This window comes from Vibrio sp. 10N.222.49.A3 (genome assembly GCF_041475145.1).
GTDB lineage: Bacteria > Pseudomonadota > Gammaproteobacteria > Enterobacterales > Vibrionaceae > Vibrio > Vibrio tasmaniensis_A.
The window spans coordinates 12,225-27,324 of record NZ_JBFRVM010000076.1 but is presented as its reverse complement, the minus strand read 5'-3'; the positions used below and the strand labels follow the sequence as shown (position 1 = coordinate 27,324).

Genomic DNA, 15,100 nt, shown 5'->3' with positions numbered 1-15,100 from the left:
AAGTGAACGGCATTACCTCGAAACCGGAGGCTTTCATTACATTAAAGTTCAAAGCATTTCACGATCCTACTAGGCAGCATCATTTTTGATTAACTCGGCTAGCACCGAAAGATCATTGCCGAGATCAACCGAAGCTCCCATTTCCGTTGCAATACCTTCAACCACTATGGTTTGAGTATCACTGCCGCCATTGATTGGAATCGATAGTGCGATATCGTCTACATCAACAGACACTTCAATCATGCCAAGCAGCTCGGCCATTTGAGTTTCATCTTGTGGGTCTTCAAGTAGATCATTTAGGTCAATCAGATCACCGGCGCCCTCCGTATAAAGCTCAAAGTCTTTAATGATATCGGTCCCATTGTCGAGCGTAGAGTCTAGCCAAGTGAAGATGTTGTCTCCGCTATCTCCAATCAGCAGATCGTTGCCTGACTCGGCATACAAAGGTTCATTACTCGCTGCACTAATAACGTTATATTGCTGCGGTTCTTCGATATCTATGGTGACCGTCTCTACCGTGCTTTCTGCGCCATTAGAGTCGACCGCGACATAATCAAACTGCGGGTCTTCAGTTACCGCCTCGTTACCTTGGACATAGCGTAACTCCCAACTGCCCCCTGTCGATGACAACTCCATTCCAACGATCGGATTATCTGGTGATGAATAACTAAAATCATAAAGAAGTTGGCTATTTCCGGTGTCTCCGGGGTCTTTCTGATACTGCTCTGTATGCGTTGTACCATCAGCAAAGGTATAGAGTACTTCAACATAAACATTACTATTGGTGTTAAATGAACCACCCAAACCATCTAAACCAAAATCAACGACCCCTAATGGGTTATTCGTAAAATCGAGGACTAAGGTCTCCTGTTTGTTCATACCTCTACCATCGGTATCACCAATACCAAAACCGACATGAGACTGTTCACCTTGATACTGTTTCAAAGGTTTATTATTGTTGTCTTCAATCGTAACCGTAATCGTATTGCCGTTATCTAGGGTAATAAGTCTCTCGGTTGGTGACATCGCGACGCCCCAATTATAGAAACCATCAATGAGCTCTGGCATATCGTCAGAGTCACCACTGAAGCCCATTTCAAACATTTCTCCTGGCCCGGCAACGAAGCTGATATTGTTTGGAACAAACAACACACCGTTGTCGACGTCAGACTGCACAATTTCTCTCGTGACGCCATTTTCATCGGTATACAAAAGGCTGCCGTTGGTTGGCAAACTTTCTATCCGAATATTAAGTGGAATGTCGTCATGATCATCTTCTATATCTGAGATGTAATCTGGCATGCCGCCATCTTCAGAATCGAAGAGGATAGGTATAATCGCGTCCTCATCATTAACGACCGTAAAGCTGGTCGCTTCAGGTGCGTCATTGACACCATTGATTGTTATCTCGATAACATGCTCTACACCATCGATGGCGGTGACGACATATCGCTCAATAACCGTGTCGTCATCGTTCAAGTATTGAACCGCATCGTTATCAACGACATAACTCCATGCCCCTTCAGGTGTAATCGTTAACATACCTAGTGCAAGTGCATAAGTAGATCCAACAGGGGTAAACACGCCATTAGGTTTAAATGCAGGCATGTCACTCGTGTCGACGTCAGTAATCGTTAAAGTACCAGACACCGAGAGTTCGTTGGTATCTTCATTGACATCGACGTCCTCTGTCACTTCTCCCACGTCAGAGTCACCTTCCCCAACCGTAATCTCAGATGGATCATCGGCACCGTTGATGGTGATGGTCACTTCACTGGTGGTTCCGTCAATCGCAGTAACCGTGTAAACCTCGGTGACAAATTCATCGTCATCGAGATATTGCACATCATCGTTGTCGACGACGTAAGTCCATTCGCCATCGTCGGTAATAGTCAACATACCCAACGCAGTATCATTGGTCGAACCTTCAGGATTAAACGTTCCGTTAGGTTGAAAAGCCGCGACATCGTTAGCATCAACATCGGTAATCGTCAGTGTTCCCGTCGCCATCAAGTCGTTACTCTCCGGATCAACATCGACATCTTCCGTCACCTCACCCATATCAGAGTCACCTTCCCCGACAGTAATTTCGGATGGATCATCAGCACCGTTGATGGTGATGGTTACTTCACTGGTGGTTCCATCAATCGCAGTAACCGTGTAAACCTCGGTGACAAACTCATCGTCATCAAGATATTGCACATTGTCGTTGTCTACCACATAAGTCCATTCGCCATCGTCGGTAATAGTCAACATACCCAACGCGGTATCATTGGTCGAACCTTCTGGATTAAACGTACCATTTGGTTGAAAAGCCGCGACATCGTTAGCATCAACATCGGTAATCGTCAGTGTTCCCGTCGCCATCAAGTCGTTACTCTCTGGATCAACATCGACATCTTCCGTCACCTCACCCATGTCTGAGTCACCTTCGCCAACGGTGATCTCGGACGGATCATCGGCACCGTTAATAGTAATGGTCACTTCGCTCGTGGTTCCGTCTATTGCAGTAACCGTGTAAACCTCGGTGACAAACTCATCGTCGTCAAGGTATTGCACATCATCGTTGTTGACGACGTAAGTCTATTCACCACCATCGGTAATGGTCAAAAAACCCAGAGCGGTATCATTGGTCGAACCTTCTGGGTTAAACACACCGTTTGGTTCGAAAGCAGCGACGTCGTTATCGTCGACATCGGTGATGGTTAGCGTCCCTGACGTCGCTAAGTTGTTGCTCTCTTGATCAACATCCACATCCTCAGTCACTTCTCCTGTGTCTGAATCACCTTCACCAACGGTTATGTCAGATGGATCATCGGCACCGTTAATAATGATAGTCACTTCGCTAGTGGTACCGTCACTGGCTGTCACGGTATAAACCTCAGTAACGAATTCATCGTCATCCAAGTACTGAACATCGTCGTTGTTAACTACGTAAGTCCAAGCACCATCAGGGTCGATGCTCAATACGCCTAGCTGTGATTCGTTTGTTGAACCTACGAGGTTAAACTCACCGTCAGCTGAATAGGTAGGAGTGTCGCTGTCTACATCTGTAATTACGATCTGACCAGACGTCACTAATTGATTGGTGATCTCATCTACATCAATGTCCTCAGTCACACTGCCCGAGTCATCGGTAGCGACTGCCGCATCATCAGTACCAATGATGGTGACGGTGATGACTTGTTCGCCACCGTCGGAGGTTTGCACTGTCGTCGTATCTTGAATTTGCTCGCCATCAGCAAGTTCATCAAATGGACTGTTGGCCACGAATGTCCAGGAGCCATCCTCATTAACGACAAAAGACCCGAACCCATTTTCGCCTTCCGTATCTTTGGCGATAAAGGTAACGTCCGGATCGTCAATGGTTAAAGCGCCCCCGGTTTCAATAGGCTCATCCTGTTCAAACTCAATAACGTTGGTTTCACCTGAAACAAGCGCAAGAGCAATGATATCGAAAAGAGCAATACTTTGAGTTTCGGACAGCCCTTGAGATTCAAGTCCGTCAGTTTCAAAGTTTGTTGAAGCCAGAGTTTCAGCCCCTGTACGTTCAATCCTACCGCTGTTGGTTAGACTTGAGCCTTGCTCACCTGCTGCGGCATCAAACTCTTCACCCAATTCTGTTGGATCAAACCCTTCTTCAATAGCACGTTGAACTTGAGCGATCGCATCATCAGTGTCTATCACGTTTTGCTGACCTTGGTCATCGACAAACCGTGCAGAAACGTTTGGCACGCTCTCTTCAGTTGTTTCGACAGTGACAATGACGTCGCTAGCAGCTGGTTGCTCGCCCGGAGGCAAACGTCTAACTTGGCCTTGAGCGTCGAGCACTATAACGCCGTTCGCAAGACCTAGTATACTTAGGTTGATATTTCCCATATCCATATTCCCACTTCTGCCCAGAACACACCAAACGCGGATCCAATCCCACTCTGCGCTGTGGCTATTTCCTACAATAAATTTAGTAGTGGCATTATTGACAATCAACTCACTAAAGACATGGAAATGCGATGCTTTTTAAATTAGTCAATGGCAATAGCGACTTACATTCAAAAAAAAACCAACAAACTTCGCATTTTTTTGCAAATGTCCTAAGCTTCGTTTAATACCATTCACTCAATTCAACGGTAAACGTAGGTTGGGAAACGGATGAGGCATTGAAAGTAGAAGGAGAGCTACTTTGAAATTGTTTAAATTATCCATAATGTGTTGCTTAGTTGCTGCAGCACCACTCGCCGCTCAAACTCTGGAACAGTCTGTGGCTATTACCCTGGCAACGAATCCAGAGATAAAAAGCATCTTTAACGAATATGTGAGCGTGAAAAAGCGTAATGACGCCTCTGGTGGGGCATACAGGCCGAGTATCGACCTTGATGCCGGTATTGGTTATGAAGGTATAAACCCTGCACCAAATAACGGTCCAGACACGGATCTAACAAGAAAGGAAGCAACGATTTCCCTCACTCAACTGCTGTGGGATGGTTCTTCGACTCTGAACGATATTGACCGTACTGCTGCAGAAGCCGAATCAGTTCGTTTGCAATTGATAGCAGATGCCGAAGACAAAGCACTGGAGGTAACACAAATATATCTCGACGCAGTAAAAGCGACTGAGGTACTGGCGCTGTCAGAAAGTAACCTTGCGATACACAAGAAAATCTATAAAGACATAAAAAAACGAGCGAGTTCAGGCATAGGTTCTACCGCAGACGTTTCGCAAGTAGAAGCTAGGATTGCAAAAGCTCATGGTAACTTATTAGCCGCCCAGAATAATTTGATCGACACACATACCCAATTTAGAAGAGTTGTAGGACAAGAACCGCTAGGTCTGATTTACCCAAGGGCCGACATATCTTGGATTCCACTGTCATTGTCAGATGCCCTAGTTGACGCTTTAGATAAACACCCTGTAATTAAAATAGCGGCGGCAGATGTCGACGCAGCACATTTTCAATACAAACAGTCCAAAGGCGTAAACTACCCTACATTCTCTATAGAAGCGTCTCAGTCATGGCGTGATGATGCAGGAGGCGATGAAGGTTCGAGTCAAGAAACGCTCGCAATGCTGAGAATGCGGTATAACTTGTACAATGGTGGTACAGACAGCGCCAATTCAGAAGCTTCTGCTTACCAACTCAATAAGGCGAAAGATCTTAGAGATCGTGCTTATCGCCAAGTCGAAGAAGGACTTCGCCTCTCATGGAGCGCCTTAGATCTCACACTGCAACAGAAAAACTTTTTGTCCGACCATGTTGATTCAGCTTCAGAAACCGTTATCGCCTATGAAAAACAATACCGAATAGGTAAACGTACTCTGCTTGACCTGCTCAATACTGAGAACGAACTGTTTGAAGCACGCAAAGATTATCTGGATGCCCATTATTCGGAGCAGTACGCTAAATACCGAGTGATGAACGCTACAGGTTCTTTATTGAATGCTCTGCTGGTTGATATACCGGAAGAGTGGACAACGGCCGTGGAGTATTAATGATGAAAATAACTTACTTATTACTTCCCGTATTAACGATGACTTTATTTGCCTGCTCCAATCAGCAGCGAGAAGCCTACATCGAAACGCCCGAAGCTGAACAAATTGCAGACCTGCAAGACGATGATAAAGATGGTGTAGTAAACGCGCGAGACACCTGTCCTAGCACACCAGAAACATCACAAGTCGACAATGATGGCTGTGGTGAAACAATTCGAGCGGAAGAAGTCCGACAGCTAAAAATACTCTTTGCTCATGACTCATTTGAAGTAAACCCAATATTTTCTAGCCAAATTAGCACCATGGCAGAGTTTCTTGAAAACTACAAAAGCGCTTCAATTGAAATCCAAGGTTACGCCAGTAAAGTGGGCTCCAACGAATACAACTTAGACTTGTCAAAGAAACGAGCAAACAATGTACAAGACGAGTTACTTTCGAATGGTATAGAACCGGAGCGCGTGAGAATTGTTGGCTATGGTGAAGAACGCTTAGAAAACGATGGTGACGATCCTACTTCACATGCACTGAACCGTAAGGTAACCGCGACTGTAGTTGGGTTAAGTGAACAGATCGTTGAGGAGTGGACCATTTTTAGCACACTAGAAAAGTAACGTGACATCATCACTGAAAGCGCAAGATGCAAGGTAAAGTCGCTTACAAATACAGCTTAGCTTCAAGATCAATAAAGCCGTGATAGGATTACCCATCACGGCTTTTTGTTCTTTGTCGTCACATGAATCGTAAAGGTGATTCTGTGACTCTTCTTGCTACTCAGGTATGGTTTGTTACTCAGTGAGTAGGCTCGCTATCAAGCGAACCTACTACCGAATATAGTTTTACTTACCGATTATGCTTTTACCTATCAATTTTGCTTTTACCTACCAATTATAGTTTTACTTCTTGTTGCTTAGTCTTCGGTAAAGAAATACTTAGCAGGAAGTAACCTAAGATAGCTGCGGTCGTTGAGCCCATCAGGATACCTAATCGAGCAAGCGTATCAAAATCTGCGTTCGTTGGACCAAATGCCAGCGATGAAATAAAGATAGACATCGTAAAGCCAATACCACACAACACAGATACCGCGAAGATGTTCATGAAGTTCACACCTTCAGGAAGCTTAGCGATGCCCGTTTTCACAGCACCCCAGCTGAATAGGAAGATACCCAGAGGCTTACCAACCAATAGACCCATAGCAATACCAAGAGGTAGCATGCCTGTAAGGTTTGAAATTGAGATGCCTTCTAATGAGATACCTGCATTTGCAAATGCGAAGATTGGCAAAATTGCAAAAGCGACGTATGGGTGCAGAGCATGTTCTAGATGTTTCAGCGGAGAACGCTCTCCTTTATTGCCTTTCAGTGGGATAGCAAAACCAATGACTACACCAGCCAATGTTGCGTGAACACCTGACTTCAACACTGCGAACCACAGAATTGCACCAACAATAAGGTAAACACTCAGCTTAGTTACATGCTTGTTGTTTAGCATGAACAGCACACCAGTTGCAATGAAGCCAACCGTTAGTGCAAGCGTCGATAGATCGCCTGAGTAGAACAGTGCAATGATAACAACAACCCCTAGATCATCGATAATTGCCAACGCTAGTAGGAATACCTTCAAGCTTACCGGTACACGGTTACCAAGAAGAGCCATGATGCCCAATGCGAAAGCGATATCAGTTGCCGCTGGGATAGCCCAACCTTGAAGCGCTTCAGGGTTACTTGAATTGAATAGCACGTAAATAAGCGCAGGAGCTAGCATACCACCCACCGCTGCGATAGCTGGGAAGATTGCTGTCTCTTTAGACTTTAATGCGCCTTCTAACAGTTCGCGCTTAACTTCTAAGCCAATTAGAAGGAAGAAGACAGCCATTAAGCCATCGTTAATCCAGTGTGATACAGACATACCAAGAACATAGCTGTGCAGTACCCCTTGGTACATTTCGTTCAATGGTGAGTTTGCTACAAACATTGCGATCGCCGCAGCGATGACTAGTATGATGCCGCCAGCAGATTCCAATTTAAAGAAGTCACGGATGACGTCGGTCATGATTTCGCCCTTATATTTATTATTTAAATAAACGAATAACAAAGAATAACCACGAGTTTATATCCAAGCTCTATCGATAGATAATCACTTCTTCGGATGTTTAACTTCGGTTTTTCCTACAAATACTAAACAATACGTCGTATATTCCATAATGTTGTTATGCACCATGAATTAAGTATAGATGAGTTCACCAAGGCTGTATGCACAAATAATTCGAGGGTTGTCGGAATATCAAACATAAAAAAAGGCTATCAAATGATAGCCTTAGGTGTTTTTTAGTAGCCAGTTAACTGCATAAAGCCTGTTGCTTCATGGCTTCCGCTCGCCATAATTGGCCCTTCCCAATAGGGTATGACAAAAGGCAGCCACATATCCCTACGTTTGATACGCGTAGTGAGATTGATATCGTGTTGTGGCACGTTAATAATCCATTGGAGCGGCATTCTTCTGCCATTCATTAGCGTCGTATTCTGTAATGGCTTGATAGAAATGTCGGAGTCCGTTAGCTGATACACTTTGCCAGAACGAGTTGCTAATGTTCCAAAAACATAAGGCAATTGTTGATTGTGGCGATAGCGGTTAATGCTCAGTGCAGTACCGTCATCGAGATTAAACACGAACCAATCCCAGCCTTGCTGACCGACTCCGAGTAAACCACTGCCCCACTCTTTATGCACCCACGCAGTACCTTCGACTTCTTTCGTTACACCGTCGAGATTCAAAACCCCACTCAAAGATAAAAACGGAGCGCTGAAGTTATAAGACGCGACAGGCAATAAGTCGTGCTTTTTCTGATAGCCGTTATCGCCGTTGAGCACGTATGGCCCTTTCGCAATAGTGTCGAGTTCAAGGCCAAACGTATCGGTTTGTACTTGAAGGCGACCTGGAAACGGTGTGTTACCCAGAGCACGCCAGTTCCAGTTATCAATCCAAATTCTAAACGGATGACTGGTCATTCCCGCCTGTCCAATGCCACCACGCGCCAAACGCTGCTCTTTCCAAACCTTAGATTCAGACGAAATTACCACATTTGAAATATAAACCTGCGGGCTTTGCCACCCCCAGGTTTCTCGCTCATCGGTTGCAATGCGAAAGAAGCTCCACTGTACCGAGTACTTTTTCCCATCATCCCCTTTTAGAGACGCAAAATAATGCCACCACTCATGCTGGAATTCTGGGTGGAACTGGAAATCACGAGGCAACGAAACGCCTCGGTCTGGCAATACAGGTTCAAACACATTGAAGTGCTCACTGACAAGTACTGAATTAACCTCATTCTCGCCCTTATCGCCAACATCGACAAAATAGGAATAGTAAGCCCAGACACCTAAAATAGTGCCAAAGAAACCAATCAGTAATAGAGCAGAAACAAATCGGTGTCTGAGTTTTTTTGAGCCATTTCGTTGAAGCATATTAAAGCGCATCCCTCAGTGATTTCATCGGTGTGTTCCGAATCATTCTCATCACTGGCAATGCACCAGCTAACATTAATGCTGCCATGGCCCACGCAAATGTCTGCAAATAGTCCCAAGGAATCACTTGTAATTCGAGTGACCACCCAAAAGACTGCTTAATGACAATATCGACGATCAAGCTGGCTAACGCCAATCCGAGCGGGATAGCAATCAAGGAAGAAATAAGTCCGAACACAAACAACTGCAAGCTGCCTGTAAAAATCAGCTCTTTTGCCGAGACCCCTAAGCAACGTTGCAATGAAATATGCCTTTGTCGAGACACTTCACCCGCAACCGTCGCGAAAAAGATGCCGAAGACCGCGATGACCAAAGTGATGTTACCCAATGTATCAGCTATCGCGAATGTTCTATCAAACACTCTCATCGCCTGACTGTGAATATTGTTATTATCAAAAATACGCTCAGATCCAAGCCTGAATACGCTTTCCAATCGACTTCGAAGTCCTACGGAATTGACATCATCTTTGAGTATGACGCCTAGACCGACATTTCCGCGTCCAGCAAACCCAGATAGCCAGTTTCGATGTGACATCATGACTTGATGGTAAGGGTTGCCATAATCGTAATAAACACCAACAACCTGCCAACCAGAGCCAAGACTGTCATAAAGGTCTATATAGTCGCCTGGGCGAATCCCTAACTTGAGAGACATCGATTCACTGATCAACACACCTTTCGAATGATGCAGGTGGTACCAGTAATTCGGAATACCTAACTTGATCGTCAGCGCTTCTAATTCGCCTTCAGAAGGACCAGTACTGACCACCTGGGTACTTCCGACAGGGGAAGCGACATCTTTCTCCCAACGCCACCAAACTGAATCGACTTCAGGCTGTTCTGACAGCCAATTACTCATACGTGCAGCGGCGTTGTTGGTTGGGTAGATGTAAAGGTCTGCAGCCAAGCGCTGTGTTAGCCATTTATCGGTGGTATCCCTAAAGCTACCCACCATGGTTTCTACACCAATATTCGCTGTTAACGCTAGCATGAACGCCATTGTCGCCACACCACGATAACTCATGCTTGAAGCGGCATCCGCAAAGAACCAGCGAGCACGAACCCAACGCAGTGAATAAGACAAACTGTTGAACAGCTTCCACATCAAGAAAGGCGTAAACAAAGCCACACTGACGAGCATCAGGGCAATAATCGCAAAACCAGATTCTTGCGTTTGTGGGGCTTGATACACAGCGACAGCTGCAACCAAGAAACCACAACCAATCAATCCTTGCCAAGTAAACTCAGTGCCAGCAAAGCGCATCAAAGATAAACGAGATGACAAACGAATCGGTTGCGACCTCAGCAAACGAACCAATGGCCATGCACACGCTAGGAATGCACCAAGCAACGCCATTAATAAGCTATAACCACTCCAACGCCAACTCCAGCTAAGGGTTAAGCCCACATTCGCATCGTAAAGATCACCTAAACTCGAAGAAACGGCAGGTAACAGTTGGTTTGCCAACATGACACCGAATACATTACCGCAGATCCAGCTCAGTAGAACCAATAACAATAACTCTAAGCAAAGCGCTTTAGTCAGTTGCCAACCAGACACACCTGTTTGTCTCAAGATTCCGACGAGTGGTTGGCGCTGAATGAAAGACAGCGACATCGCTTGATAGAAAATAAACAAGCCAACGACAAACGACAGCATGCCCATCGCTTTTAGATTTAAGTGGAAAGCGCTAGTCAATGACTCAAGCTCAGCTTTAGAGCTGCGAGAGATTGTCAAACCATTGGGCAACATGTTTTTAAGACGTTCAAACTTCTCGGGAGACATGTCTGAACACGCAATCACGGAAAGCCCTGCACTGCGTTTAAGCATTCGGAGCAAGGAGATATCCGCAATCAACCTTGTACCATTAATCAGGTTATTTTGGTCCACTACCACTGGACCTAGCTCTGAACCATCCATCAGTGGAATGTAGTCCCCATCCTTCCATTCCATATGTTCAGCAAGATCATCACTCACTAGGATCGGATATGGTGGTTTCATGAGATCTAACGTGGTGAGTTCTTTTAGGGCAGCACCAGGCTGAAGCTGAAGCATAGAAACAGGGTCTATGCCAATAAGCATAAAGTTTGCACCATTTTCATCAGTGATACTATGGTGGTCAAAAGGAGAACACTGCTGAAAGCCTTCACGACGAAGCTGAATGTAAAAACCTTGCGGGATTTTATTCGCGTTATGTTTTGGTCGAATACGGTAAGGAAGAGGATTCGAAAAGAGTTTTTCGCCATGCGTATAACTTTGCTTGGCGTGTTGGTTGATAGCGGTAACACCAACCAAAAGTGATACGCCAAGAGTTAAACCAAGCCATACCAAGATAATCTGAAGTGGGTAACGTCGATAGTGACCAAGTAGCGCTTTAACTACGGGCCATAACATGCAGTTGCCCTCCTTGTAGACGAATTCTGCCATCCATATGCAATGCAACTTTCTCACTGTGTGTCACCAGCAATAAGGTACATTCTAATTGGCGGGCCAAAGAGGTCAGCAAACGCATCACAGCTTCCGCATTGCGCTCATCAAGGCTTCCCGTTGGTTCATCAGCCAACAATATTTTCGGTTCCATATACAAAGCACGAGCAATCGCAGCTCGTTGTTGCTGGCCACCAGATGCTTCTTCAGGGTAACGACCAAGCAAAGGCATCAGGTCTAAAGCAGAAAGAATCTGCCTCCAGAGTCCCTTATCTTCAGGTAAACCTTTTAACTGGCGGCAAAAACGGATGTTGTCGGCAATGTTAAGCGTTGGTAGCAAGTTGAATTGCTGGAAGATATGACCGATGTTGTTTCTACGATAAGCGGTGCGGTCACGCTCGGTCGAGTCGTGCATATCGAAGTGAGGGAAAGCGATTTCACCTGAATCGGCGAGGTCTAAACCCGCGATAAGATTCAGCAAAGTACTCTTACCAGAGCCACTTTCTCCCATTAATGCCAGCTGATCACCTTGGTTTAATGTTAATTCAGCACCTTGCAAAACAGGGTGAAACTCCCCCCCATCGACATAGCCTTTACACAGGTCTGACAGCTTTAACATTAAACAGCTCACATTAGTTAGAATTTGGAATGAGAATCTACACTAATTCCCTGTTAGGAGGAAGTATTTTGAAAGATAGATCACACACCAACGATAAAGTGATGGGGTTGATGCGCTCTACTTCAATTTCCTATCAAGTTTTTAATCCATTTTCTTGTTTTCATGCGATAGAGCGACCCACCCCACTTAAGTACTTCTTCAGTGAGGAAAAGTAGATATATCCACTCAGGTGGAAACTTCAGATAGATAGCAGCAATCGCGGCGAGCGGAATACCGATCACCCATTGGGCAATCAGGTCTTGATAAAGGCAGAACTTCACATCACCGCCCGCTCTCAACACACCAACAATGACAGTCAGCGGTACCGATCGGATAACAATACCCACGCTTAAAATTAGAATGAACTTTTCTGAGAGGGCTCTGGTTTCTTCCGTCAGTGCACTAAAAGCATTCAGTATTGGCGTTTGTACGAAGTAAAGAAAAATCGCGACCACGATACTGGTCAAGAAACACAAAATCGTTAAGCCTAACGCTTGGTAATAAACCGCTTCATTATTCTTTGCGCCAAGTTGATTACCCACCAGAACCGCTGCCGCATTCGAAAGGCCAATCAGTAAACTCAATGAGATAGATTCAACCGGCGTCATCACTGACAGCGCTGCCAGTCCTTGAACGCCCGATTGCCCCATGATCGCGTGGTAAGCAAATAAGCCACCCGCCCACGCCAAAAAGTTAAACGTCGTCGGCAGCGATAACTTTAAGAAGCGAACCACTTTTTCAATCGAAGCTGCTGCTTTATATCGCATAACTTGAAAGCCAAGAGATGCTTTGAACAATAAAGATAACCATATAAGGTCGCCACTTCAATGGCACCGCTCAATACCGTCGCAATCGCCGCACCTTTGATTCCAAGCGCAGGAAAGCCTAAGTTACCGAAGATCAGCACCCAGTTTAAGAACACGTTAGACAGGATACCGATACCGCTGAAGAAGGTGCTTAGCCCGGGTTTGTGCATCGCTCTCAAACCTACAGCCATACTGCTAACGCACGATACAGCTAGCATGCTAAACGAGGTGATAACAATGTATTCAACACCAAGGTTGATCACTTCTTGGGAGTCAGTCGTCACGCCCATGATTTGTGCGGGAAATGAAACGAAGAAAACAATAGTTAGTAATGCAAACAGTGTTGAAACCAGCCAAGTAAGCGCGGTACTTTCTCTGACGCCTTGCTTGTTACCTGCTCCCCAATATTGCGCAGTCAATAACGCACCACCCGTGGTGACACCCACCAGCATAATGGTCGTGACAAACATGGCTCGACTCGCCACACCCACCGCCGCAATATCCGCTTCACCCAATTGGCCTAACATCAACACATCCACTAAGCCTCGGCTTGAAAACATAATGCTCTGCAAAGTAATAGGCAAAGCAATCGCAATAAGCCTACGAACAAAATCACCTCGAGTGTGATGAATAATTGAAGAGAGCAACATAGAAATACCTAAACGGAACGTATTGATGAATAAAGATAAATATCACGCTATTATATCAATGTTCGGTTTTTAACCACAGAGATAAATGGAGTAACAATGAAGAAAGTACTGGTTTTAGGCGCTTCTGGATATGTTGGTTCGCAGCTCCTCCCTCTCCTGCTTGAGCAAGGCTATCTAGTCACAGCTGCAGCAAGGCATATCGACTATTTAAAAGCACGAACAGAGCCTCACGACAACTTGTCACTTGAATACCTTGATCTCGCAGATCAAGCTGCGACACAAGCGCTCGTCCCTGACTTTGACCTTATTTTCTTTCTTGTACATGGAATGGCTGAAGGCCATGATTTCATTGATTACGAACTCAAGTTGGCTCGTAACTTTGTTTCGGCTCTTGGGCCAAAAAACCAACACGTCATCTACCTGAGTTCGCTTCAACCGCAAACGGGTGATTCAGAGCATCTTCAAGCGAGAAAACAAACCGGACAACTGCTTCGTAAAGGACCAGTACCGGTGACCGAACTTCAAGCAGGCGTGATCATTGGCCCCGGCTCTGCGGCGTTCGAGATCATGCGAGACTTCGTGTACAACTTGCCTATTATGATTGCGCCAAAATGGGTCGACTCTAAAGCCAACCCTATTGCCTTGCAGAACCTGAACCACTATCTACTAAAACTCGCACAAGACACGCCTAGCGAAAGCCAAACTTTCGAGGTTGGCGGGCCAGATATTGTCTCTTATCGAAACCAATTTGCACACATTGCCAAAACAGCCGATCGTCCACTCAGGCTGTGGGCGACATCACTTCTCACACCTTCAATGGCGTCTTATTGGTTGGGCGTGGTGACTTCTGTTCCGTCCAACATAGGCAGAGCGCTTCTCGCGGGCTTAAAGCATGACTTTATTGCCAGTTCGACCATCATTAGAGAAAAGTACCCTCAGAAACTTATCTCATTCGAAAGTATGGTTGAGCAAGCGATTCATTCTGAAGGCAACTTCGTAAAAAGTAATGTTTGGGGCTTTGACAAAACCGCCTTCAAGCGCTGGCAAGCTGGGTATGGCTATTACCCGAAGAAAACAGGGGCAAGTATCACCTCAAGCGCATCCTTAGATTCCCTCTGGCACGTTGCTCAGCAAATAGGAAGCCCGAAACAAGGTTACTTCTTCGCTAACGCTTTATGGCGCACACGCGAATGGTTAGATCTTCTCTTTGGCGGTGGTGTACCGGTTCGACAAATGCCAGAAGGCTCTAACCTAAAAGTCGGTGACAAGATTGACTCTTGGAAGGTTATTCGCTGTGAAGAGAATCAGTTTCTATCTCTGCTTTTCGGTATGAAAGGTCCCGGTTTGGGGAGACTCGAAATTACCGTCTCTGACCACGGTGATTCTCGTGAACTGAACATTTCAGCTTGGTGGCATCCAAAAGGCTTTTTAGGCTTACTGTATTGGTTCGCGATGATGCCAGCTCACCTATTTATCTTTAAAGGCATGGTGAAGGCGATTGAGAAGCAAGCTAAAGAGCAGATGAAGGATTAAAGCAGATTCGAGATCC

At 45.5% G+C, this 15,100-nt stretch carries 7 protein-coding genes and 2 pseudogenes; 3 read left to right on the top strand and 6 right to left on the bottom strand.

Annotation, left to right across the window (positions count from 1 at the left end; genetic code table 11):
* Nucleotides 1–69 precede the first annotated feature (69 nt).
* Nucleotides 70–3,879: pseudogene (locus tag AB4589_RS14515) on the bottom strand (VCBS domain-containing protein).
* A 301-nt stretch (nt 3,880–4,180) separates the two neighbouring features.
* On the opposite strand from AB4589_RS14515, the gene AB4589_RS14510 reads away from it, so the two are divergent.
* Nucleotides 4,181–5,488: a TolC family outer membrane protein gene (locus AB4589_RS14510; RefSeq protein WP_017096715.1), complete on the top strand. Its 1,308-nt coding sequence runs from the start codon at nt 4,181–4,183 to the stop codon at nt 5,486–5,488.
* Nucleotides 5,488–6,099: an OmpA family protein gene (locus AB4589_RS14505; protein ID WP_009847076.1), complete on the top strand. Its 612-nt coding sequence runs from the start codon at nt 5,488–5,490 to the stop codon at nt 6,097–6,099. The genes AB4589_RS14510 and AB4589_RS14505 overlap by 1 nt, the downstream gene beginning before the upstream one ends.
* Before the next feature lie 274 nt (nt 6,100–6,373).
* On the opposite strand, the gene nhaA is transcribed toward AB4589_RS14505, so the two are convergent.
* The 5 genes and pseudogenes from nhaA to AB4589_RS14480 all read right to left on the bottom strand — a co-directional run bounded on the left by nhaA (nt 6,374) and on the right by AB4589_RS14480 (nt 13,551).
* The gene (gene nhaA, locus AB4589_RS14500) at nt 6,374–7,537 is read right to left on the bottom strand and encodes a Na+/H+ antiporter NhaA (RefSeq protein WP_009847077.1); all 1,164 of its coding nucleotides are present in this window, start codon (nt 7,535–7,537) and stop codon (nt 6,374–6,376) included.
* Between the two features lie 275 nt (nt 7,538–7,812).
* Nucleotides 7,813–8,961, bottom strand: a complete 1,149-nt coding sequence (locus tag AB4589_RS14495) for a lipocalin-like domain-containing protein (protein WP_012604245.1) — start codon at nt 8,959–8,961, stop codon at nt 7,813–7,815.
* Nucleotides 8,951–11,404 (bottom strand): ABC transporter permease, encoded by a 2,454-nt coding sequence (locus AB4589_RS14490; RefSeq protein ID WP_372100897.1) that lies wholly within the window; start codon nt 11,402–11,404, stop codon nt 8,951–8,953. Before AB4589_RS14490 ends, AB4589_RS14495 begins: the two co-directional genes overlap by 11 nt.
* On the bottom strand, nt 11,385–12,056 hold the full coding sequence (locus AB4589_RS14485) for an ABC transporter ATP-binding protein (protein ID WP_009847080.1): 672 nt from the start codon (nt 12,054–12,056) through the stop codon (nt 11,385–11,387). Before AB4589_RS14485 ends, AB4589_RS14490 begins: the two co-directional genes overlap by 20 nt.
* A 122-nt stretch (nt 12,057–12,178) precedes the next feature.
* Nucleotides 12,179–13,551, bottom strand: a pseudogene (locus AB4589_RS14480) (MATE family efflux transporter).
* A gap of 96 nt (nt 13,552–13,647) precedes the next feature.
* Between AB4589_RS14480 and AB4589_RS14475 the strand changes: the two are divergent.
* The gene (locus tag AB4589_RS14475) at nt 13,648–15,084 is read left to right on the top strand and encodes a DUF2867 domain-containing protein (protein ID WP_017096713.1); all 1,437 of its coding nucleotides are present in this window, start codon (nt 13,648–13,650) and stop codon (nt 15,082–15,084) included.
* Nucleotides 15,085–15,100 lie beyond the last annotated feature (16 nt).

Excerpts from the sequence above, each read along its gene's own strand:
- AB4589_RS14505 (WP_009847076.1), top strand. The coding sequence starts at position 5,488 with ATGATGAAAATAACTTACTTATTACTTCCCGTATTAACGATGACTTTA.
- nhaA (WP_009847077.1), bottom strand. The coding sequence starts at position 7,537 with ATGACCGACGTCATCCGTGACTTCTTTAAATTGGAATCTGCTGGCGGC.
- AB4589_RS14495 (WP_012604245.1), bottom strand. The coding sequence starts at position 8,961 with ATGCGCTTTAATATGCTTCAACGAAATGGCTCAAAAAAACTCAGACAC.
- AB4589_RS14490 (WP_372100897.1), bottom strand. The coding sequence starts at position 11,404 with ATGTTATGGCCCGTAGTTAAAGCGCTACTTGGTCACTATCGACGTTAC.
- AB4589_RS14485 (WP_009847080.1), bottom strand. The coding sequence starts at position 12,056 with ATGTTAAAGCTGTCAGACCTGTGTAAAGGCTATGTCGATGGGGGGGAG.
- AB4589_RS14475 (WP_017096713.1), top strand. The coding sequence starts at position 13,648 with ATGAAGAAAGTACTGGTTTTAGGCGCTTCTGGATATGTTGGTTCGCAG.